The following is a 21,741-nucleotide window of genomic DNA, read 5'->3' as shown; positions in this document are numbered from 1 at the left end:
CCGAGCCTATGACGCGAGCGACTCGTACAGGGCGATGTGGCGTTCGGCGGCGGCTCGCCAGGTGTGCCGGGCGGCGAGCGCCCGGCCTGCCGTACGCCTGCCCGGATCGGCGGAGTCGAGGGCGTCGGCGAGCTCGGCGGCGAGCCCGGCGGGGGTGACGGCGAAGCGCGCGGCGGAGCCGAAGACCTCACGCAGGACCGGCAGATCGCGCATCACCAGGGGGACGCCCGCCGCGAGGGCCTCCATCGCGGCGAGGCCGAAGCCCTCCTTCACCGACGGGAAGGCGAAGGCGGCGGCGCCCGCCACGAGCGGCGGCAGGTCCGCGTCGGCGACCGGGCCGAGAACCAGCGGCTCGGCGCCCAGCTCCGCCGCCCGGGCCTCCCACCGCGCGCGGTAGTCGCGGTAGTCGAAGAGCGTCTCGCCTCCGGCGATCACCAGCCGGACGTCCGGGCGCGCCTCCCGCAGCAGCGCGTACGCCTCCAGCAGGTCGAGCGAGCCCTTGCGCGGCTCGATGCCGCCGACCGTCAGCACGTATGTCCCGAGCTGACCGCGCCACATGCGAGTGGCGACCGGGTCGGCGGACGCGAAGCGCTCATACGCGACGCCGTTGGGGATCACCGTCGCCGTGATGCCCCACCCGGCCGCGAGCTCGGCGGCCACCGCCTCCGACACGCAGACGTGCGCGTACGGCGTGACGATGGCGCGCTCGTGACAGGCGGCCAGCTCGGGTGTGGTGAAGCGGTCCAGGTGGTGGACGGTGCGCACGCACAGGCCCGCCGCGTTGGCGCTGATGCAGTCCTGGGCGTGCACGACGTCGTAAGAGGCGGCCTCAGGAGCGAACGCCCCGCGCAGCATCGCGATCGACCGCAGCACCCGTGGGCCGACGCCCTCCCCGGGGATGTCGGGGAACGGCACGACGCGCAGCCGGACGCCGGGGTCGACCGGGCGGAAGAACCCCGAGTCGCCGCCCCGGCCGAGCGTCCACACCGTGACGTGCTGTCCCGCCGCCGCGAGCGCCTCGGCGAGGGCGAGGGTGTGCACGACCCCGCCGCGGGGCCTGGTCGAGTAGCTGAGCAGCGCGATTCTCACTCATGCACCTCCTCAAGCACCTTCCGGTAGACGCCCGGCCTGCGCTCCCCGAGATGGTGGAGAATCCGCCGGGCGCGGTCGATCTCGGCGGCGACGTCGAGCTCGGCCACGGCCAGCCCGGCCTTCGACCAGGTGCGGGCGAGCACGTCGCCCCCCGGCCCGACGACCTTGGCCTGGCCCAGGAACCGCATGCCGCCCATCACGCCGGTCTGGTTGGAGGAGGCGAGCACGACCTGGTTCTCCGCGGCCCGCGCCTGGTCGTACAGGTCGAAGAGCCGTGACTGCCGGTCCTGGGCCATCCGCGGCGCGCGGTTGGTGACGCTGGCGGGCCAGGCCGAGAGGCAGGCCAGGATCTGCGCGCCGTCGAGCGCGAGGCTGCGGGCCGACTCCGGGAAGGTCTTGTCGTAGTCGATCAGCATGCCGATCCGCCCGGCCGGGGTGTCGAAGGCGTCGAACCGGTCGCCCGGGCGGTAGGCCGCGGTCTCGCCCGCGGGCAGGTGCACCTTGCGGTGCAGGCCGAGCACCCCGTCGCCGCTGACGCACACAGCCGTGTTGTAGCGGACGTCGCCGCCGTCCTCGCAGAATCCGACGCACACCACCATCTCGGCGGCCAGCGCCGCCACCCGCGCGATGACCGGGTCGTCCGGCTTCAGGGCGGGCGGCAGCGCGTCGGGGTCCGGCCTGCGCAGGTCGGCGAGGTAGCCGCCGAGCGCGGCGTCGGGCAGCACGAGCAGCCGGGCGCCCGCGGCGCGGGCGTCGTCGATCAGTTTGGCGATGCGGGCGAGGTCGAAGGCGAGGTCGCGGCCGAAATGGGCGGCCGCCGCGGCGATCCGCAGGACGCTCACGCCGCGTGCCCCGCCTGCCCCGCGTGCCCCGCGTGCCCCGCCTGCCCCGCGTGTCCGGCCTGCCCGGCCGTCCCGTACGTCTCCGGCCGGCGGTCGCGCAGGTGGCCCATCGACCGGCGCGCGGTCTCCAGCGCCCGCGGCACGTCGATCTCGGCGACGGCCATGCCCGGCCCGACACCCGTCGCCGAGACGATCTCGCCGCCGGGGTCCACGATCTTCGCGCTGCCGACGAAGCGCAGCGACCCGAACGTGCCCGCCTGGTTGGCCGACAGCCACACGATCTGGTTCTCCAGCGCCCGCGCCCGGTCGAACAGGTCGAAGCGCCGCTTCCAGCGGTCACGCTCCAGGTCCAGCGCCGCGTTCGTCCGCGAGCCCGGCCACGCCGACACGCACACCCCGATCTGTGCGCCGTCGAGGGCCAGCGCGCGGGCGGACTCGGGGAACGCCTTGTCGTAGCAGATCATCATGCCGATCCTGCCGACGGGCGTGTCGAAGGCACGGAAACCGTCGCCCGAGGCGTAGCTGGCGTTCTCGCCGAGCGGCTGGTGGACCTTGCGGTGGTTGCCCAGCACGCCGTCGCCGCTGACGCACACCACGCTGTTGTAGCGGGCGTCGCCGCCGTCCTCGCAGTAGCCCGCGACCACGACCAGGTCTCCGGCCAGCGCGGCCAGCCGCCGGATCTCGGGGCCGTCCACGGCGAGCGGGGGCGGCCCGGCGTCCGCGGCGTCGCCGTCCAGGCTGAGCAGGTAGCCGCCGAGGCACGCCTCGGGCAGCGCGAGGAGCCGCACGTCCGCGTTGCGCGCCTCCTTGACGAGGCGTTCGACGATCGCGAAGTCCTCGTCGAGGTCGCGGCCGAAACCGGCGGACACCGCCGCCATGCGAAGGGCGCTCACGCGGTCCCCAATCCGGTCACCGGGCCGCCGACGGCCTCCGTGACCTGTCCGTCGGGCCAGCGCAGCGAGACGCCGCTGCCGGTGGTCAACTCCCCGCACACCGCCGATGCGGCCGGCCCCGGCGGCGGCGCCGGCGCGCCCGGCCGGTCCGTCGTGAGCATCGCGAAGCCGGGAAAGCAGGTGAGCCAGTCGCCCATGGAGGCGGCGGCCGGGCGCGGCACCGCGGCCACGTCCAGCACGGCCGCGCAGCCGCTCGCCTCGGCCAGCATGCCGAGCGTGCCGGCGATCCCCGCCATTGACACGTCCTTGGCGGCGGCGGGGCGACCGGCCGCGACCGCGCCGAGCATCGCGCGCAGCTCGTCGGTGCGCCGGGAGGTGGTCGAGTCCCATTGGCGGCCCCGGTAGCCGGTCCGCCAGCCGCCGCCGAGGTCCGCCGTGAGGCGCACGGCGTGGCCGGGGCGTCCGCCGCCGCCGGGCACGGGACGCGCGGCGTGGCCGAGGGCCGTGACCGACAGCGCGGCCGGCACCCCGAGTTGCGTGTGCCCGCCCAGCACCGGCACCCCGAACGCACGGGCGGCCCGGGCCAGGCCGTCCAGCACCCGGGCGGCGTGCGCGGCGTCGGGCGCGGCGAGCGCGTCGAGCAGCCCCGCCGGGGCGGCGCCCATCGCGGCCAGGTCGTTGAGGTTGACCAGGACCGAGCACCAGCCGGCCCACTCCGGGTCGCGTTCGACCATGGAGGGCACGATCGCGTCGCAGGCGGCGACGAGGTCGCCGCCGGGCACCGGCGCTCCGTCGTCGCCGACGAAACCCGGGCCGCCGAGGGCGTGCGGGACCGGTCCGGCGAGGGCGGCGAGCAGCGGCCCGAGCGCCGACTTGGCCGCCGCCGCGTGGGCCGCGACCCTGCCGATCGGGCGACGCATCAGCACGTGCGGCGCGCCCGCGACCGTCACCGGCCGCACCCGAGTCCAGCCCAGCCGGCGGAAGAACGTCTCGGCCCTGACCTGCACGGTCGCCTCGAACCGCAGCACGCCCTCCGCCTCGGCGCGGGCGCACGCGGCACGCACCAGCGCCGCGCCGGTGCTTCCCGTCGCCCCCGCGCCGCGCGCGGCGGGCGTGACGACCAGGCGCCCGCCCGTCCACCAGCCGATGTCGGGGCCGTCGCAGGCCGGTCCGAGCCGCACGCCGCCGACGACCGCGCCCGCCGCGTCCCTGGCCACCAGCGTGACCGTGCGGGGATCGTCGTCCCTGTCGTCGAGGTCGTGCTCGCCGAACAACCTCTGCTCCCGGACGAACGCCTCGTGCCGCAGCCGCCGGTAGGCCCGGAGGGTCGCGGCGTCAGCGGCCTGCTCGATCCGGACAGGCGGCCGCCGGGCCAGGGTGCTGCGGTCACCGAGCAGCGCGAGGATGTCCGGCGCGGTGTCGCCGTCGAGGTACATCGGCGCCTCACCCGCCCGCCGCGCTCAGCACGCCGCACGCACCGCAGGCGGCGCAGCCCGCGCCCTGGTCCGCGCCGCGCATGCCGGCCGCCCGCAGCAGCGCCGCCACACCCTCGGTGACGTACGTCAGCAGGCCGGCGCCGGGGGCGCCGATCCCGTCGCGGGCCGCGAGGGTGCCCCGCATCGGGCGGAACGGGACCACGAAGGGATAGACGCCGCGCCGGATGAGGCGGCCCGCGCCCGCGATCAGCTCGTCGGGGTCCTCGCCCAGCCCCACCAGCAGGTACGTCGAGACGCGGTTGCGCCCGAACACCCGGACCGCCTCGTCCCAGGCGGCCTCGTAGTCGGCGAGCGGCACCGACGACTTGCCCGGCATCCACCGCCGCCGGACCTCCTCGTCCAGCGACTCCACGTGGATGCCGATCGCGGTGGCCCCGGCCTCGCGCAGCGCGCCGATCCAGGCCAGGTCGCCCGGCGGCTCGCACTGCACCTGGATCGGCAGACGCGGCACGGCGTCCAGCACTGCGCGCACGCACCGCGCCAGGGTGCGCGCGCCGCGATCGGGCCCGGTGGTCGTGCCGGTGGTCATCACCATCTGCCGTACGCCGTCGAGCCGCACCGCCGCCTCCGCCACCTCGGCGAGCTGGGCGGGGGTCTTCGCGGCGACCGTCGCGCCCGACCGCAGCGACTCCTCGATGGTGCAGAATCGGCAGCGGTCGGCCTCGCCGTACCTCACGCACGTCTGCACGACGGTCGTGGCCAGCACGTCCGCGCCGTGCAGCCGGGCGATCTTCTCGTACGGCACGCCGTCGGCGGTGGTCAGGTCGTAGAACCTCGGCCGCCGCACGGGCACCAGGGAGACCCCGGTGTCCTGCTCGCCGAGCCAGACCGTGCCGTCGCGAACGGTGTAGGGGCTGCCGGGATCGATGGGCAGCGCCGCGCCGGCGCCGTCGACGAGGACGTGGCCGTCGCCGCTGGGCCCCGCGCCGTCAGGCCGCCGTACGGGCGTGTCGAAGGCCACGCCGCGCAGGGCCAGCTCGGCGCGGGTCATGATCCGCAAATCGACGGTCACGGCACTACAGCTGGTAGGTGGAGTTGATGATGGCGCCCTTGCGGGCGTAGTGGATCAGCGCGTCCTGCACGTCCAGCGGGTGGGTCGGGATCACGCCCTCGATGAGGTCCTCCTCGCGGGCGCCGTGCAGGGACAGGCCGAACCGGCAGCAGTAGACCTTGCCGCCCTCGGCGATGAACGTCTTGAGCTGGTTGTTGATGTTGTGCTCTCCAGGGAACGCCGAGTTGCCGGTCGTCGGGAAGCCACGCGTGGCCAGGCAGTTCAGCGAGCCGGGGCCGTAGAAGTAGATGGCGGTCTCGAAGCCCTTGCGCAGCGCCCGGGTGGCCTGCAGCACGGCCACGAAACTGACCGACGACTCGTGCGCGATGCCGTGGACGAGCGTGAAGTACGACTCGCCGTTCTCGGCCTTGTAGTCGGGGAACACCTTGGTCGTGCCGTAGATGCTGGAACCCTCGGGCAGGGACGGGTGGGGGATCTCCTCGATGCTCTTCTTCTCGAGGTCGGTCATGTCGACGGACATCTGCTGCTCCTTCGGGTAAAGGTGGGTCAGTCGTAGAGGGAGGCGAAGGTGTCGTGGAAGACGAGCGCGCCCAGCTCGCCGTCCCCGGCCGCGGCGCGCATCCGGGCGTGCTCGCCCGCGAAGTCGCCCCACGGCTGGTCGCTGGCGAACAGCACGCGGTCGTGCCCGAAGCCGCGCCGCTCGATCTCCCGGGCCAGCCAGTACGGCGCGAAGCCGATGGCCCAGGACAGGTCGGTGTAGACGCGTTTGCCGGCCGCGATCCAGTCGAAGAACCGGGAGCCGGCCAGCTTGATGTGGCCGCTCATCCCGCCGCCGAAGTGCACGAGGTGCACCGGCACGCGGTCGGCGTACCACTCGACCAGGTGTCCGACCTCGTCGACGTCCGAGGCGGCGCCCGGCGAGGTGTGCACGTGGACGACCAGGCCGTGGCGTCCGGCCGCCGCGAAGATCTGGTCGAGGCCGGGACGGCAGGCGGGGTCGGTGGGCCGCCCGCCGAGCAGGAAGCTGAGCTTGAGCGCCCGGACACCCCGCTCGCCCGCCAGGGCGAGGGCGCGGGCGGTGCGCTCCTCGTCGCGGGGCAGCGGCGAGACCCACAGCCCCGCGCGGATCCGGTCGTCTGCCTGCGCGGCCTCCAGGACGAGGTCGTTGAGCGCGAAGGCGACCGCCGGGTCGGGCACGCCGTAGTTGGGCAGCACCAGCGCACGCTCCGTGCCCTCCGCGTCGAGGTCGGCGATCAGCTGCGTGACCGTGGCCCGCGCGGTGACGCCGGGGTTCACCGCGGGACCGCCGTAGAAGGGATGGGCGGGCAGTACGCCGATGTGGCGGTGGGCGTCGAAGACCATGTCGCGGATCATGGGACTCACCCGACCGGCAGCGCGGGCGAGAGCTCGGCCGGCGCGCCGGTCAGCGCGCCGCAGACGTCGGCCAGCCGCCGGGACGCCTCGATGTGACCGGCCAGGAACTCGGCGTCCCGGCCCACCGCCTCGAACCGCCCGGAGCCCCAGGTGTGCTGCCAGGGCAGCCCGAGGAAGTAGAGCCCGGGACAGTTCGTCACGCCGCGCCAGTGCATCGGATAGCCCCGGCCGTCGAAGGCGGGGATCTCGATCCAGCGGTGGTCGCGGGTGAACCCGGTCGCCCAGACGACCGAGGTGATCCCGGCCGCGGCCAGGTCGAGGGCGCGTACCGGCTCGCCCGGTTCCCACACCGGCACGTAGCGGGGCTCTCGGGGGGCGTCGATGCCGTGCGTGGAAATGTACGCGTCGATGGCGTCCTTGATCCCCTCGGCCACCGCGTCGGCCCGGTCGAGGTTGTCGTTCAGGTCGGCGGCGAACTCCAGCGTCACACCGGTCACACCGGTCAGCCGGCCGTACAGGCGCATCCCGTCGCGGGCGAAGGCCCGCAGGTCGATGTCGCGCCCGCCGTCGCGTCCGGTGACGTAGTGGTTGGCCCGCAGGCGTACGGCGTCCGCGTCGTCGTACTCGTCGATGCTCCTCGCGTAGTGGCCCATGTCGTGCAGCCACGCAACGCAGTCCCTGCCCCGGTAGAAGCGGGCGACCCGGGGCGCGCTTCCGACGGCGAGGTGGACACGGCGCCCGGCCAGATGCAGGTCCTCGGCGATCTGGCAGCCCGACTGCCCGGTGCCGATCACGAGGACCTCGCCCTCGGGAAGCCGCGCGGGACGGCGGTACCGCGAGGAGTGGACCTGGGTGATCCCCGCGGGCATCCGCTCGGCCAGCCGGGGGACGGCGGCCGCGTGGTAGGGGCCGGTGGCCACCACGACCTGGTCGGCCGTGAGATCCCCGGCGGTGGTCGCGAGCTCGAACGTCCCGCTCGCGGCCCTCCGTAAGCGGCTGACGCGCACACCCTCGGCGAGCGGGGGGCCGAAGGACGCCGCGTAGTCCTCCAGGTAGCGGACGATCTCCTCGCGGACCATGAAACCGTCGGGGTCGGGCCCGCGGTAGGGGAAGCCCGGCAGGTCGCACTGCCAGTTGGGGGTCACCAGGCAGAAGGAGTCCCAGCGGCGCTCGCGCCACTCGTGACCGATCCGCCGCGCTTCGATGACGACATGCTCGATGCCGCGCCGGCCCAGGCAGTGGCTGACCGACAGCCCCGCCTGGCCGCCGCCGACGACCGCGACCGGGTAGTTGGCTCCGGCGATCCGCGGTGTGCTGGTTTCTGCCGCCGATTCCATGACGGCCACTTCAGCCCGCCCGGATTACCGGACCACGGCATCCGGAATAAAAATCCGTTACCGATGCGTCACCGTACGTGATGTCGCCGAGTGAGTCAGGTGATGAGGCGGTGGCCGCCGGGGCTGAGTGAGCCCATGAACAGCCGGTCGGCTCCCGGCAGGGAGGCGAGCCGCAGCAGCCAGTCGCGGGCGGTGATGCGCAGGCGGCTGGACGGCGCCATCCAGGGGAGGAAGCGGCGGCCGAAGGCCTGGACATCGGCGACGACCGGCCGCATGCGTGCCGCGTACCGGTCGAGGGCGGGGGACAGGCCGCCGGGGGAGACCTCGCGCAGCTCGTCGGCGAGCACCCATGCCGCGGCGATCGCGAGGGACGCGCCGTGCCCGGCGAACAGGGAGACCGCCTGACAGGCGTCGCCGAGCAGGACCACCCGGCCACTGCTCCATCGAGGGGCGTCGACCTGCGTCACCTGGTCGTAGTACAGCTCGGGCGGCCGCGGGCACCGGGCCAGCACCTCGGGCAGGATCCAGCCGAGACCCCCGTAGTGCCGGCGCAGCGAGGCGGCCGGATCGGCGGGAGCGGCGGGGTCGGGCTCGTGGCGCAGGAACAGCAGGGCCAGCCGGTCCCCGCCCACCGCGTACGCCCCGGCCATCAGGCCCGGCACGGTCAGCATCCGGTAACGCGCGCCGACCTCCCGGCTGAGGTGTTCGTCCTCCACCACGTACGCCGCCACGTGGTGATCGAGATAGCGGACGAAGCGCTCCTCGGGACCGAAGACCAGCTCCCTGACCCGTGAGTGCACGCCGTCGGCGCCGATCAGCAGGTCTGCTTCGTGCCGGGTGCCGTCGGTCAGTTCGACCTCGACACCCCCGTCGTCCTGCGTGACGGCCGCGACCGTCGTGCCGTACCGGACCGGCGCGCGCACCTGCTCGGCGAGCACGCGGGCGAGGTCGCCGCGCAGCAGGCTGACCACCTCGGCGAATCCCGCCTTCACGGTGAGACGGCTGGTCTGCCGTCCGGAGCCGTCGACGTAGCCGATCTCGTGGACGGGATGGCGGACCTCCTCCAGCCGTGGGCGCAGCCCCATCCGCCCGGCCGCCTCCAGGCCGGGACCGTAGAAGTCGATCATGTATCCGCCCTCGCGGAACGCCGGGGCGCGCTCGACCAGCCGGACGTCCCAGCCCGCGCGTTCCAGATGCCAGGCCAGGGCCGTTCCGGCTATCCCGGCGCCGCAGACGATCGCTCTCATGTTCCTCCACCCTTTTCGTGTCCGTCCGTACGCACCATCGCCCGCAGCGGCCCGGCCAGAGCGGTGAGGTCGAGGGCGGGATCGAGGCCGCGGTGCAGCACCAGCCCGTCCACCGCCGCGACGAGGACCGCGGCGGTCGCCTCGGCGTCGCCGCGATGGCCGTGCTCGCGCAGCCAGGCGGCGACGTGGGCGCGGGAGTCGGCGACGATCTCGTGCAGTCGGTCGCGGAGCTCGGGCAGCCGGGCGGCGGCCAGGTACATCTCGGCGATCAGCAGCGAGGCGGGGTCGGTCCCCGTGTATCGGGACAGCTCACCGAGCAGCCACTCGACGCCGGTCTCGAGGCCGGGCTGCTCCGCCAGCCGCCCGGTGAACTCTCCCAGCATCGCGCGCGCGACCCCCGTCGAGGCCGCGATCAGCAGGTCGGGCAGCGACGCGAAGTGATAGTGCACGACTCCGGGGGCCACTCCGGCCCGCTCGGCCACCATCCGCGTGCTGACCCCGCTCCAACCGGCCTCGGCGATCAGGGCCGCCGCGGCGGCGAGCAGCCGTTGCCGTGTGGTCCTGCCCCGGTCCGCGGACGCCTCCGTCATCTCCTACCTGCTCCGTTCACGTCTCGTACGACTGCCTTGGTCGAACGACTTGGACGACTGCCCAAAAACAATATCGCGGACATGAGGCCGCCGTCACCGGGGATGGCCGGATACATATGCGCGACCCGGTCGCCGAGGGGAGTGATCGATCATGATGTCCGGGGCTCCGGGGGGCGGCGCGGGGCCGTGATCGTCACGGTGGTTCTCGGCCTCGCGGCCGCGGCCCTGCTCGGGCTGGGCTGGGTCGCGCAGCAGCACGTCGCGTACACCGAACCGCTGGGCGAGATGCTGCACGTGCGCCTGCTGTTCGATCTGGTACGCAAGCCGGTGTGGCTGGCCGGGATCGCCGCGATGGTCGGCGGGCAGGTCCTCGGGGCGCTGGCCCTGCGGCGCGCCGACGTCGCCTCGGTGGAGCCGCTCCTGGCGACCAGCCTCATCTTCGCCCTCGCCGCGGCGGCCCTGTTCTACCAGGAGCGCCTGGGCACGGCGGAGTGGCTGGGGGCGGTGCTGGTCAGCGGAGGCGTCGCCGCCTTTCTCGTGGCGGGGCGACCCCACGGCGGCGGGATGCCGGCACCGAACTCTCTGGTCTGGCTGGCCGTGCTGGTCGTGGCGGGGGTGGCCGCGGGCATGGTCGCGGTGGCGCTGCGAATGCCCCTGCAGACCAAGGCGATGTTGCTCGCGGCGGCGGCGGGGGCGTTGTACGGCCTCCAGGACGCGCTGACCCGCGGGGCCCTTCTGACCCTTGCGCGGGGACCGGTGGCGCTGTTCACCTCATGGCAGGTGTATCTGGTGCCCGTCATCGCCGCGACCGGTCTCCTGCTCAACCAGAGCGCGTTCGACGCCGCACCGCTGCGGATCTCGCTGCCCGCCACCACCGCGACCGAACCGATCGTCGGCATAGTCCTGGGGGTCGCGATCTTCGGTGAGCGTCTGCGCGTCGATCCGCCGGCCCTCGCGGGCGAGGTCGGCGGCCTGGTGGCGCTCGTGGTGGGCATCGTCATCCTCGGCCGCTCGCCGTTCCTGGCGAAGTCGGAGCAGGGGCAGCAGGCCTCTCGTGGCCGCAGGTGAATGAAACGTGCCCGGATCCGCCGCTGGGCCCTACGCGTCACGGCCCTGCTGACCGCGTCCCCCGGCAGGCGGTGGGCTTCGGGCCCCGCCGGACGACGTCCGGCGGGGCCCGCGTGTGTCACCGCGTACGGATCACCGGGCGAGCGTGCCGTGCGCCTCGTCGGCGTGGGCCACGGCGGTCCTGGCGGCGGCCGCGGTGGTGCGGGCGTCCGGACCGGGCAGGTCCCGGCTGAAGGCGTAGACGGCGGCGGCGGTGGCGATCGCGCCGGTGTTCAGCGCCAGAGCCTTGTCGCTGATGTTGGCGATGGTGTCGCAGGCCTGGTGGTAGCAGGAGTCGTACGCCTCACCGGCGGTGCCGCCGAACAACGCCTGCTCCTCGGGCGTCTTGACGCCCTCGGCGCCGGTGAACGTCCCGCCGGACGGAATCCCGGCGTCGATGAACGGCCCGTAGTCCGACCGTCCGTCGAAGTCGGTGCCGTTGTGGGCCTGACGGAGCGTGTCGAAGTACTTCTCGAAGAGCTTCTCGATCTCGTCGGAACCCGCGGGACCGGGGCCGGCGCCGGTGGCGTCGGAGTCGTCGCCGTCGTAGATCTTCAGGGCGTAGTTCGGGGAGGCGACCATGTCGAAGTTCAGGTACAGCTTGATCCTCGCCAGGTCGGCGGGGGACAGGCTCGCGACGTAGTGCTCGGAGCCGAGCAGGCCCAGCTCCTCCGCGCTCCAGAAGGAGAAGCGCAGCTTGTTCCTGGTCGGGATCTTGCCGAACGCGGTGGCGACCTCCAGGATCGCGGCGCTGCCGGAGCCGTTGTCGTTGATGCCGGGCCCCGCCGGCACGCTGTCCAGGTGCGCCCCGAGTTGCACCACCCTGTTCGGGTCGCCCCACCGCGAGTCGGCGATGACGTTGTGGGTCTTACGGGTCTCGCTCGTGGTGTCGGTCCTCACCCGTACGGACGTCCCGGCGGCGGCCAGTTCCTGGCCGACCGCGAAGCTCACGCCCACGGTGGGAATGTGCACGGTGGGCTCGCCCAGCGTGCCCTGCAGGGTGTCGGTGCGCCCGGGCTGGCCCTCGTTCATGAGGATCACCGCGGACGCGCCCGCGGCCTGCGCGTTCTCCGCCTTCACCTGGAAGGTGCAGGTGCCACGCTGGACAAGCGCGACGGCCCCCGCCGGGAAGCCGGCGAAGTCGGCGGCCTCGCAGCCGGAGGTGGACGTGTTCGGCGTGGGGCCGGGAGGCAGCACGAGGTCGACGTTCCGCACGGCTCCGGTGACGTCTCCCGACCCGGAGTAGGTCATGGTGGCGAAGTCGCCGACGCTGCTGCCGTCCGGCGGGGTGGGCGCGTACGTCTTGGGGGAGGGCGCGGTCCGCTGGAGGACCGCCGCCGAGTTCTCCTTGAAGAACGGGAAGTCGAACTCCTGCAGGGTCACCGTGTAGCCGGCCTTCTTCAGCACTCCGGCGACGTAGTCGCGGGAGGCCGCGAAGCCGGGGGTGCCGGCGGCGCGGGTGCCGCCGTTGGCGTTCGCGATGTCCTGCAGTTTGCGCAGGTGCTTCTTCACCGCCGACGCGACCACCGTCTGCGCGATGTGGGCGGGGTCGGGGTCGGCGTTCGCCGGCGCGGCGGGCAGGAGGGGAAGCACGAGGGCGGACGCCGCGGTGGCGACGGCGGCCCGCATGCCGAGCGAGGCGCGCATTGGGCTCTCCTTCGGGTCCAATGACGGTCCGGACGGTCCAGGTGCCAGGGCCCCCGCTGGACACTGATCGGGAACTTAACCGGGATTGACCGATCCGGAAAGGCCGTGTTTTCTGGCCCGCCGGGGTATTGCGCGGGCCCGCCTCCCCCTACGCCGGCTCAGCGCTCGGACTCGGACTCGGACGCCCAGTCGAGCAGCCTCTCGGCGGTGTTCCACCGGCGGCTGGCGACGTCCTCGCCGAGGATGATCCCGATGAGCCGGTGACCGTCCCGGTCGGCCGCGAACGCCAGGCAGAACCCGGCGGCGTTGGTGGACCCGGTCTTCACGCCGATCGCGCCCGGCAGGCCGAGCATGTGGTTGGTGTTGTACCAGTCGTACCGGCCGTCCTCGGTCGAGTGGTGGCTCGTCGAGGTGATCTTGGTGAAGATCGGGTTCCGCAGGGCGATCTCCGCGAGCCTGGCCTGGTCGCGGGCGGTGGAGTGCCCGTCGCCGTGGGACGTGGGGAGGCCGTCGGCGTTGACGTAGAGGGTGTCCTTCAATCCGAGTTCGCGCGCGGTGGCGTTCATCTTGTCCACGAAGCCCTTCACTCCGGGGCCGTACACGCGGGCCAGGGCGTGCGCGGCGTCCGCGCCGGAGGGGAGCAACAGGGCGTACAGCAGTTCGCGGACCGGCAGGGTGTCCCCTGCTTCGAGATCGGCCGTGGTGCCGTCGTTGTTCCAGGCGTACTCGAGGTCCTCACGCTTGATCTTGACCTCGTCGTCGAGGTTCGCCTCCCGCAGGATGATGTACGCGGTCATCATCTTGGTGAGGCTGGCGACCGGCATGCGCTCGGCGGCGTTCTTGTCCAGCAGGTCCTGCCCGGTCGTGGCGTCCCACAGGTAGACGGCCCGCCCGTGCACATGCGGCGCTGCGTACGACTGCGCAGGACCGTGCTGTGTGGAAATGTGCTCTGTGGAAATGTGCTGCGTGGAAATGTGCTGTGTCAGGCCGGGAGCGGCCAGGGCGGGAGGGGCGAGAACCGGCGCCGCAACCCCCGTGACCAGGGCAAATGTGGCCATGGAGGCACCAAGGGAAAGCTTCCGAGCGAACATGCGAATCAGCGTGCCATGACTATTCGGGCCTTTCTGGCGAGAATTGGCAAAATATCGGCAAAGCGGCTGAACGTATGTGACTCAAGAGGTTTGATGTGACTTATCGGATAACGGCCGTGACCTGACCGGGAGCGCCGGGACGCCGGTCGGGCGCCGGAGCGGACGGTTCGCCGGGCTGCACGCCGCCGAGCCGCTCGGAGTGGCGCAGCGCGGGGTGCGGGAGCGCCTCGATCTGGACCCCCACCCGGGCGCGTGGCGCGATCATCCAGCGGGCGGGCCCGGCCGTGACACGACCTCGCCCCGTCGCGCCGCAACGGCGCGAAGAGTGGAAGGCCGGAAATCCCTCGTGAACGATCCTGTCAGCCATTCGGTCAGCCATTCGGCGAGGGTCATGTTCTGCGGCGTCAACGTGGAAGGGTCTACTCGGGCACCCGTATGATCCGGCCGCAGGTGGGGACCCACCGGGTCCCATATCCACATCGGGCCCGCGGGATCGCGGCAATCCACGAGCGACCAGATCGCGGTCCCCCAACTGCAGAGCCAGACGAAACCGGGAGGGACGAAAGGATCCGGGCCGGAACTCCATGCGCTGTGGGAGAAGACGATCTCGCGCGCCCGGTGGGCGCCTGGCGCGGGCACCCCCTGGATACCCCGGCCCGGGCCCACTCCTCCATTGGCCACCTCCAGGTACAACCGGCGAAGCAACGGAGGCAGGGAAAGCCCCATCGTCCGTTCCGCCCCGGTGACCGCCGCTGAAGACGCGGGTGAACCGAGGCAGGGCAGCGCGGACATCGTCCCGATGATCTCATCGTCCGGCAGGCACTCCGGCGGGGTGTATTCCAGCTCGCCGGGACAAACGTCGAACGATGCGCGGCGTTCGGCGACGGCGACGAGATCCGAGGTCTCGAAAGCCTTTTCCAGGTTGCCGCTGAGTGACTCTGTGAGCCATTCGGCCAGGGTCATGTTCTGCGGAGTCAACGGGACTTCGTCCGGAGACTCTTCCGCGTCGCAATTCGGGTCCCATACCCACATCGGCCCCGCCGGATCCCGGAAATCCATGACGGACCAGATTCCGCACCCCCAGTCGAACAACCACAACATGCCGGGCCACTCGTCACGTGTATCCGGATACATGTCGACGATGTCGGCCACTTCGAAATGGTGCTCGTATTCGCTCCCGGTCACCCCCAGTATCCCCGTGCGCGGGCCGAAGCCGCCGTTCGCGGCCTCGAGATACAGACGGCGGAGCAACGGAGGCAGCGAGTGCCCGATGACCCGTTCCACCTCGTCGATGGCCTCGGGCGATGCGGGAGGGAGAAGACCGGGGATCGCGCGGACCGCCTCGATGAGCTCGTCGTCAGTCATATGGGCCATCCACCTGTGCCTCCAAGCAAGGCCCCACGGGGTCGACTTGCACTGATTACAGTATTACGGTGATCTTCCATCCGTCATCGCGGCCACGGGGGGCGCTGTCCACATGATCGTCGAGTCGCATCGCGCGGCAGGACGCCGGGGAGTTCGAAGAGGCCTACAGGCGTGCCGCGCAGTCCCTGGCGGCCGCGCCGCAGTGCGTGGACTACGAGCTGTCCCGCTGCGTCGAAGAGCCCGAATGTTACGTTCTGCGCATCACCTGGACCTCCGCCGAGGACCACCTGCGGGGTTTCCGCGGCGGTGAGCACTTCGGAACGTTCTTCGGGGAGATCAAGCCGTACGTCCGGCAGATCGAGGAGATGCGCCACTACGAGCCCACCGCCGTGCGCGGCGCCGGCTCCTCCGTCCCCAGCCTGTACGACTGGGCGGGCGGGACCGAGGCGTTCGAGCGGCTGACCGAGACGTTCTACGATCAGGTCCTCAAGGACGACCTGATCGGTCCCCTCTTCGCCCACATGGACCCGGGCCACCCCAAGTATGTCGCGATGTGGCTGGCCGAGGTCTTCGGCGGCCCGTCCCGCTACACGCGTGAACGGGGCGGTTACCACCACATGCTGCTCCAGCACCTCGGCAAGGCCATCACCGAACCCCAGCGCCGCCGCTGGGTCAACCTCTTCATGGACGCCGCCGACGAGGTCGGCCTGCCCGCAGACCCCGAGTTCCGCGCCGCCTTCGCGAGCTACATCGAGTGGGGCACGCGCCTGGCCTTCGCCAACTCGCAGCCCGGCGCGCGCCCCCCGCAGCAGGCTCCCGTCCCCCAGTGGGGCTGGGGCGTCGCCCCGCCCCACACCCCCGCCTCCTGACGGCGCCGGTCGTAGTGCAGAGCGCGTGCTGCGCCCGCCGTGCGAACCCCGGTAACGGATACGTATTCCTGCCGATGCGCGCAGGGGCCGCGGTCTCTACCGTCGGGGGCGCCGACGAGACCCCGAGGTGAGCCATGCGCGTGCCGAGCGTGTTCCTGCCCGCGTTCCTGTCCGCCCTACTGATGACCTCCTCCCTCACCGCCACGGCAGCCGAGGCCGTGGCCAAACCGCCACCGCCGTCACCGTCGTCCGCCGTCGACGTCGTCTACCAGCGGGCCCACTTCGGCCCGGGCCTGCGGGAGGGAGTGAAGGCGGGCACCACCCTGTCCTTCGGCGCCCCCGTGGGCACGATCTCCTACACCGACGCGCTCGGCACCAAGACCTGGGAGTACGCCCGGTGGACCGGCCCCGAGCGGCCCGTCGGGTTCGCCGCCACCGAGCTGGTGGCCAGCTGGAACGCCGACGTGCCCGCCGGGAGCTGGCTGCAGGTCGAGATGCGCGGCCGCCACGCCGCCGGGCAGACGAAGTGGTACGTGCTCGGCCGCTGGGCGTACGGCGACGAGGACATCCGGCGCACCTCACTGTCCGGGCAGCGGGACGCCGACGGCACCGTCTCGGTGGACACGTTCGTGGCCGCGGCCGGCAAGGCGATCACCGGTTACCAGCTGCGCGTCACGCTGTACCGCACGCCGGGCTCGTCCGTGCAGCCGGTCGTGCGCGCGCTCGGCGCGATGGCCTCGGCCGTGCCCGACCGCACGACCGTCCCGGTCAGCCCCGGCGGCACCGCCTGGGGCGTCGAGCTGAACGTGCCCCGGCGGTCGCAGAACGTCCACGAGGGCCACTACCCCGAGTGGGACGGCGGGGGAGAGGCCTGGTGCAGCCCGACCTCGACCACCATGGTCCTCGGCTACTGGGGCAAGTGGCCCGGCAAGCAGGACACCGCCTGGGTGGACCCCTCCGACCCCGACCCCGAGGTCGACTACGCCGCCAGATACACCTACGACTACGCGTACGAGGGGGCGGGCAACTGGCCGTTCAACACCGCCTACGCGGGGCGGTACGGGCTGGAGGGGTTCGTCACCCGGCTCCGTTCGCTGACCGAGATGGAGCGGCTTGTCCGGGCCGGCATCCCGGTCGTCACCTCGCAGTCGTTCAAGTCGGAGGAACTGCCCGGCGCGGGGTACAGCACCAACGGCCACCTCATGGTCATCGTCGGCTTCACCGCCGACGGTGACGTGATCGCCAACGACCCCGCATCCCCGGACGACGACGCGGTCCGCCACGTCTACCCGCGGGCCAACTTCGAGAACGTCTGGCTGCGCAGCACCGGCAGCGGCGGGATCGTGTACATCATCCACCCGAAGAACCGCCCCCTGCCCCCGACCACACCGGGCCTGCCGGCCAACTGGTGACACCAGGCGGGTCTATAGTCAGTCAGGTGACTGACTCGACCAGTGCCCGGGTGAAGGCCGCGAGCGCCAAGCGGCAGCGGCTCATGGCCGCTGCCGCCCAGGTTCTGCACCGGCAGGGGGCCGAGCGCACCACCATCGCCGACATCGCCCGCGCCGCCGACGTCCCGGTGGGCAACGTCTACTACTACTTCAAGACCAAGGACGAGCTGATCGCCGCCGCGCTCGCCGAGCACGCCCGGCATCTCGGCGAGCTCACCGCCCGGCTGGAGCTGCTGCCGGACCCGCGCGAGCGGCTCAAGGGGCTCGTGGAGGCGTGGGTCTCCCAGCGCGACGTCGCGGCCCGGTGGGGTTGCCCCACCGGCACGCTCGCCACCGAGTTGGACAAACGTGACGAGGGCGGCCTGGACGCGGAGGCGGGCAGAGTGATCCGGCTGCTGCTCGACTGGGCCGAGCGGCAGTTCCGCGAGCTCGGCCTGCCCGAGCCCGACGGCCTCGCCCTGACCCTGGTGGGCGCCTACCAGGGCATGTCGCTACTGGCCAACGCCCTGCGCGACCCCGAGATCATGACGCGTGAGGGTGCCCGGCTGCTCGGCTGGCTCGACTCACTGCGCGGTTCACCACTGCGCGGTTCATCGGGCGCCTGACCCCGCCGCGCGTTGCGCGAGCAGCGTGGTCAGCGCCGTGGTCCGCGCCGCCCTCCGTGCGTCGTTCCACTCGTCCGGCGGCGCGATCCGCGCCCAGGCGGCGACCACCTCGCCGTCGTAGGCGTGGCCGTGTCCCGGCGGTGCGTCGAGGGAGAACACCAGGTCGGCGGTGATCTGCCAGAACGTCACGAACGGATACCACCGGATCCAGGGCAGCACGTCGTCGCCGCGCCGTTCCTCCAGCCAGTCGGGCCGGGTGAGGACGAGCCGGGGCGTCCACCACACGATCGGGTCGGAGGGATGCTGGAGGTAGACGACCCGCGGCGCGTGCCACGGTGACGCGGGCACGTCCAGGTCCGAGGGACGGTTGGCGAAGCGCACGGTCTCGCCGCCCCCGTAGACGGGCAGCGCCTCCCTGCTTCCCCGGTCCCTGCCGTCCACGAGCCGCCGCCACAGCGCGCTGCTGTCCGGCGGTCCCACGAACAGCGCGCCGTCGGTGCGCTCACGCAGGTCCCGGTCGCCGCCGAACGCCGACTCCGCGCCGAAGGCCCCCAGGCTCTCCCCGAAGACCAGCAGCTTGGGCCGGTGCCCCGCGGGCAGCGTCGACCAGCGGGCGTACACCTGGTCGAACAGCTCCCGCCCGGCCGCCTTGGCCCGGTCGCGGTCGACCAGGAACGACAGCCAGCTCGGCAGGTAGGAGTACTGGATCGAGACCAGCGCGGTGTCGCCGCCGTACATGAACTCCAGGGCGGCGGCCGCCTGCGGGTCCACCCAGCCGGTGCCGGTCGTCGTGATCACGCAGATGACCTTGCGGCCGAACGCGCCGGTCCGCTCCAGCTCCCGTACGGCCAGGGCGGCTCGTTCGCGGGTGGTCGCGGCGGAGTCGAGCCCCGCGTAGACGCGGATCGGGGAGACGGCGGCCCGCCCGCCGAACCGGCTCAGCTCGCCCACGCCCGGCGCATCCGCGACGAAGGCGCGGCCCTCCAGGCCGAGGGACGCCCAGGAGACCAGCGAGGAAGGGCTGCCCGACAGCGTGGCCGCGCTCGGCCGGGTGGCGCCGGGCGCCGTCTCGCTGTTGATCGCGGCGAAGCTGCGGTCGGCTCCCCTGAGCAGGGCCTCGGTGACGATCCCGTCGGTCAGGAAGACGGCCAGCACACCCACCCCGAGCCCCGCGGCGAACTGCGCGGCCGTCGCGGGGAACCACCGCCCGAGGAGGCGGCCCAGCGCCCGCGCCGCGATCCGCAGCGCCCTGGCCGTGGCCAGCAGGGCCAGGAACAGGGCCGCCGCGACCAGCGGCACCCCCAGGTAGCCGAGCCGCTCCGGCGGGTCCATTCCCATCAGCACGTAGATGTCGCGCTGCGCGCGCACGCCGAGGACCAGCGAGGCCGCGCCGAGACCGCAGCCGAACGTCGCGACCAGGCGCCGGGCCCGCCGCCGTCCCGTGCGGTGCCACGCCTCGCGCCATCGCTCCGGCATCCGTGCCGCGGCCGGGCGTACGAGTGCGGCGGCGAGCACACCCACCAGGTATCCGGTGGCGGTGAGCACGCCCGCGATGATCCCCTGCAGCGTCCAGGGGCGGGGCAGCAGCGACGGCGTGAGGGACAGGGAGAAGAAGGCGGAGGCGAGGACGATCCCGGCCGTGTCCAGCGGCGCGTCGAGCCGTAACCGCCGCCTTTCCTCCATCAGGCCCCCGATCCCCGTGCCTCACGAAGCAGGCAGGCTATCAAGGTCACGAACCGGTCACGGCGCGGGTGGGGTCGGGTCGTCCGCGCATAAGGAAGATCTCTTGGTCTCTTCCCGGAGGCGTGATGCGTTGCTACATTCCGAAGCGAGAATTAATTTCAGTTTTGGGAGGTGTGATGACCGCTCTCCACGCCGAGCAGGAGGCGGCGGCGCCCGCTCGACGAGAGCTGCCGCCGTCGATGGTCGAGCGGATGACGCTGATCCTGGACGCGTTCACCGGCCGCTCCACCCGCCTCACGCTCGAGGACGTGGCCCGCCGCACTCACCTCCCGCGGTCGACGGCTCATCGCATCCTCGATCAGCTCGTACGGCTGAACTGGCTGGACCACACGTCGTTCGGCTACAGCCTCGGGAAGCGGGCGCTCGGCCTCGGCGGCCGGGACGGCGGCCACGGCGAGATCCGGGAGGCCGCCGCGCCGGTGCTGCACAACCTGCAGATCAGGACCGGGATGGTCGTCCATCTGGCCGTGCTCGACGGCGCAGAGGTGTTCTATCTGGACAAGGCCGGCGGGCGGTTCGCCCTGTCGGTGCCCTCCCGCGTCGGCGGCCGGGCGCCGGCCCACTGCACCGCGCTCGGCAAGGCCATCTTGGCCTGGCTGGAGCCCGAGCAGGCCGAGGTGCTCGTCGACGGGCACATCAACCGGCCGACCAGCCGTCTGCCCAGCCCCTTGACCGGCCGGGCGATCGGCGACATCGGCACGCTGCACCAGGAGCTCAACCGGATCAGGCGGCGCCGAGGGCTCGCCTTCGAGCGGGGGGAGTGCTTCCCCGGAATCTCCTGCGTCGCCGCGGCCGTTCGTGGCCACGAAGGACCGGTGGCCAGCATCTCCCTGGCGGGCGACGACCGTACGCCGCTGGAGAAGGTGGCCCCGCTCGTGGTCGAGGCCGCGCGGCAGGTCTCGCTCGCGCTCTTCCCCGATCTCGGCGCACAGGACAGGTCCCGGGCCGTCCACCGCGTGCCGGACATGGTCCCCGGAGCCCGGTAACCGCCTGCTCACCGCTCGCCACGGGAAGAACGCAGGCCGGTGGAGAGGCGCGATGAGTCACCCGGAGAGGCCGTGGCTGGGGGAGATCGGGGCTCAGCCCCAGTGGTCGCCCCAGCCCCACAGGTTCGGGCCGAGGGCGGAGAACCGGTCGTCGTGCTCCACGCCGAACCGGCCGCGGTAGAACAGCATCGGGCGCTGGTCGGTGGCGACGGGTTCGAGTTCGCGGACACGGCCGATGACCACGTCGTGGTCCCCGGCCACATGCACCTCGCGCACCTCGCCGTGGACGCGCAGCAGCACCCCGCGCAGCGCGGGAGTGCCCCATCGCGACAGGTCCCAGTCGAGCCCGTCGAACTTCCGGCCATTGCTGGAGCCGAACCGGCCGCAGATGTCCACCTGATCCTCGCCGAGGACGTTCACGCAGAAGCGGCCGGAATTCCTGATCCGCGGCCAGGCGCGGCCTTTGTGGTCGGCACAGAACAGGACCAGCGGCGGTTCGAGGGACACCGACGCGAACGACTGGCAGGCGAAGCCCACCGGTTCGCCGTCGTCGAGGCCTGTGACCACGGTCACGCCGCTCGCGAACATGCCCAGCGCGCGCCGGAATTCGGCCGGCGTCGGCGGCGCCGCCCCGGTGAACTCGGGGTCGGCGGGTGCAGCGGTCATGGACTCACCTCGCGTACGTGTCGATGCCTCAGGTAACGAACTTACAAACCCCCTTGTGTGCGACTCGCAGGGGGATCCCGGTCAGCGGAAGGCGCGTACGGGCGGAGTCGCCGTCCGGGCAGGTCACCGGACCTGCCCGCGCCGGTCTCGCCGGTCACGGAACCGATGGGCATCGCCCGGCCGGCCGACGGGGGCCACGTCGTCAACGGCCGGTGGCGGTTCTCGTCGGACACCGGCCGCTGCGACTGGATCTTCCTGGGCGGCATGCTCGGCGACGCCGGGGGCGAGACGGCCGACCGGTGCGCTCGATGAATTCGGCGAGGGGAAC

At 72.6% G+C, this 21,741-nt stretch carries 22 protein-coding genes; 6 read left to right on the top strand and 16 right to left on the bottom strand.

What is annotated here, in order from left to right; translation table 11 throughout:
* Positions 1–6: 6 nt before the first annotated feature.
* The 10 genes from ACQPZZ_RS21205 to ACQPZZ_RS21160 all read right to left on the bottom strand — a co-directional run bounded on the left by ACQPZZ_RS21205 (position 7) and on the right by ACQPZZ_RS21160 (position 9,883).
* The gene (locus ACQPZZ_RS21205) at positions 7–1,089 is read right to left on the bottom strand and encodes an MSMEG_0565 family glycosyltransferase (protein ID WP_432920834.1); all 1,083 of its coding nucleotides are present in this window, start codon (positions 1,087–1,089) and stop codon (positions 7–9) included.
* Complete coding sequence (locus ACQPZZ_RS21200; protein ID WP_432920831.1) at positions 1,086–1,934, bottom strand: carbon-nitrogen hydrolase family protein; 849 nt, start codon at positions 1,932–1,934, stop codon at positions 1,086–1,088. Before ACQPZZ_RS21200 ends, ACQPZZ_RS21205 begins: the two co-directional genes overlap by 4 nt.
* Entirely contained in the window at positions 1,931–2,827 is an 897-nt protein-coding gene (locus tag ACQPZZ_RS21195; RefSeq protein WP_432920828.1) for a carbon-nitrogen hydrolase family protein, read from the bottom strand. Before ACQPZZ_RS21195 ends, ACQPZZ_RS21200 begins: the two co-directional genes overlap by 4 nt.
* Complete coding sequence (locus ACQPZZ_RS21190) at positions 2,824–4,263, bottom strand: MSMEG_0567/sll0787 family protein (RefSeq protein WP_432920825.1); 1,440 nt, start codon at positions 4,261–4,263, stop codon at positions 2,824–2,826. Before ACQPZZ_RS21190 ends, ACQPZZ_RS21195 begins: the two co-directional genes overlap by 4 nt.
* A gap of 7 nt (positions 4,264–4,270) precedes the next feature.
* Entirely contained in the window at positions 4,271–5,335 is a 1,065-nt protein-coding gene (locus tag ACQPZZ_RS21185) for an MSMEG_0568 family radical SAM protein (protein WP_363647186.1), read from the bottom strand.
* A gap of 4 nt (positions 5,336–5,339) precedes the next feature.
* Complete coding sequence (locus tag ACQPZZ_RS21180) at positions 5,340–5,855, bottom strand: MSMEG_0572/Sll0783 family nitrogen starvation response protein (RefSeq protein ID WP_142562294.1); 516 nt, start codon at positions 5,853–5,855, stop codon at positions 5,340–5,342.
* 26 nt (positions 5,856–5,881) lie between these two features.
* Complete coding sequence (locus tag ACQPZZ_RS21175) at positions 5,882–6,709, bottom strand: amidohydrolase family protein (RefSeq protein WP_432920821.1); 828 nt, start codon at positions 6,707–6,709, stop codon at positions 5,882–5,884.
* 5 nt (positions 6,710–6,714) lie between these two features.
* Complete coding sequence (locus ACQPZZ_RS21170) at positions 6,715–8,046, bottom strand: MSMEG_0569 family flavin-dependent oxidoreductase (protein ID WP_432920818.1); 1,332 nt, start codon at positions 8,044–8,046, stop codon at positions 6,715–6,717.
* A gap of 95 nt (positions 8,047–8,141) precedes the next feature.
* Entirely contained in the window at positions 8,142–9,293 is a 1,152-nt protein-coding gene (locus ACQPZZ_RS21165) for an FAD-dependent oxidoreductase (RefSeq protein WP_432920815.1), read from the bottom strand.
* Complete coding sequence (locus ACQPZZ_RS21160) at positions 9,290–9,883, bottom strand: TetR/AcrR family transcriptional regulator (protein WP_363647182.1); 594 nt, start codon at positions 9,881–9,883, stop codon at positions 9,290–9,292. Before ACQPZZ_RS21160 ends, ACQPZZ_RS21165 begins: the two co-directional genes overlap by 4 nt.
* A 186-nt stretch (positions 9,884–10,069) precedes the next feature.
* Between ACQPZZ_RS21160 and ACQPZZ_RS21155 the strand changes: the two genes are divergently transcribed.
* Positions 10,070–10,951 carry a DMT family transporter gene (locus tag ACQPZZ_RS21155; RefSeq protein WP_432920812.1) on the top strand — a complete coding sequence of 294 codons (882 nt, stop codon included), beginning with the start codon at positions 10,070–10,072 and terminating at the stop codon, positions 10,949–10,951.
* A gap of 132 nt (positions 10,952–11,083) precedes the next feature.
* On the opposite strand, the gene ACQPZZ_RS21150 is transcribed toward ACQPZZ_RS21155, so the two are convergent.
* The 4 genes from ACQPZZ_RS21150 to ACQPZZ_RS21135 form a co-directional block, all read right to left on the bottom strand.
* Positions 11,084–12,637, bottom strand: coding sequence for a M28 family metallopeptidase (locus ACQPZZ_RS21150; RefSeq protein ID WP_432920809.1), 1,554 nt, complete (start codon positions 12,635–12,637; stop codon positions 11,084–11,086).
* A 158-nt stretch (positions 12,638–12,795) separates the two neighbouring features.
* Complete coding sequence (locus ACQPZZ_RS21145) at positions 12,796–13,695, bottom strand: D-alanyl-D-alanine carboxypeptidase family protein (RefSeq protein ID WP_432920806.1); 900 nt, start codon at positions 13,693–13,695, stop codon at positions 12,796–12,798.
* Positions 13,696–13,828: 133 nt separating this feature from the next.
* The gene (locus ACQPZZ_RS21140) at positions 13,829–13,993 is read right to left on the bottom strand and encodes a hypothetical protein (RefSeq protein ID WP_432920803.1); all 165 of its coding nucleotides are present in this window, start codon (positions 13,991–13,993) and stop codon (positions 13,829–13,831) included.
* On the bottom strand, positions 13,990–15,093 hold the full coding sequence (locus ACQPZZ_RS21135; protein ID WP_432920801.1) for an SMI1/KNR4 family protein: 1,104 nt from the start codon (positions 15,091–15,093) through the stop codon (positions 13,990–13,992). Before ACQPZZ_RS21135 ends, ACQPZZ_RS21140 begins: the two co-directional genes overlap by 4 nt.
* Before the next feature lie 128 nt (positions 15,094–15,221).
* On the opposite strand from ACQPZZ_RS21135, the gene ACQPZZ_RS21130 reads away from it, so the two are divergent.
* From ACQPZZ_RS21130 to ACQPZZ_RS21120, 3 genes are all read left to right on the top strand, one after another.
* Positions 15,222–15,962, top strand: coding sequence for a group II truncated hemoglobin (locus tag ACQPZZ_RS21130; protein ID WP_432934474.1), 741 nt, complete (start codon positions 15,222–15,224; stop codon positions 15,960–15,962).
* Positions 15,963–16,096: 134 nt separating this feature from the next.
* A complete protein-coding gene (locus ACQPZZ_RS21125) occupies positions 16,097–17,374 on the top strand; it encodes a C39 family peptidase (protein WP_432920798.1) in 1,278 nt (425 codons plus the stop codon).
* A gap of 26 nt (positions 17,375–17,400) precedes the next feature.
* Positions 17,401–18,018 (top strand): TetR/AcrR family transcriptional regulator, encoded by a 618-nt coding sequence (locus ACQPZZ_RS21120; RefSeq protein WP_432920795.1) that lies wholly within the window; start codon positions 17,401–17,403, stop codon positions 18,016–18,018.
* Here the strand turns inward: ACQPZZ_RS21120 and ACQPZZ_RS21115 are convergent.
* The gene (locus tag ACQPZZ_RS21115) at positions 18,004–19,701 is read right to left on the bottom strand and encodes an alpha/beta hydrolase (protein ID WP_432920792.1); all 1,698 of its coding nucleotides are present in this window, start codon (positions 19,699–19,701) and stop codon (positions 18,004–18,006) included. The two genes, ACQPZZ_RS21120 and ACQPZZ_RS21115, sit on opposite strands and share 15 nt — an antisense overlap.
* Positions 19,702–19,877: 176 nt before the next feature.
* On the opposite strand from ACQPZZ_RS21115, the gene ACQPZZ_RS21110 reads away from it, so the two are divergent.
* Positions 19,878–20,747, top strand: a complete 870-nt coding sequence (locus ACQPZZ_RS21110; protein WP_432920789.1) for an IclR family transcriptional regulator — start codon at positions 19,878–19,880, stop codon at positions 20,745–20,747.
* A gap of 93 nt (positions 20,748–20,840) precedes the next feature.
* On the opposite strand, the gene ACQPZZ_RS21105 is transcribed toward ACQPZZ_RS21110, so the two are convergent.
* Entirely contained in the window at positions 20,841–21,413 is a 573-nt protein-coding gene (locus ACQPZZ_RS21105) for a flavin reductase family protein (RefSeq protein WP_432920786.1), read from the bottom strand.
* A gap of 165 nt (positions 21,414–21,578) precedes the next feature.
* Between ACQPZZ_RS21105 and ACQPZZ_RS21100 the strand changes: the two genes are divergently transcribed.
* Complete coding sequence (locus ACQPZZ_RS21100) at positions 21,579–21,725, top strand: hypothetical protein (RefSeq protein ID WP_432920784.1); 147 nt, start codon at positions 21,579–21,581, stop codon at positions 21,723–21,725.
* The last annotated feature ends 16 nt before the right edge of the window (positions 21,726–21,741 follow it).

It is taken from the genome of Microbispora sp. CA-135349 (assembly GCF_050947365.1).
In the GTDB taxonomy this organism is placed as follows: Bacteria; Actinomycetota; Actinomycetes; order Streptosporangiales; family Streptosporangiaceae; genus Microbispora.
This window is presented reverse-complemented; position numbering and strand designations above follow the sequence as displayed.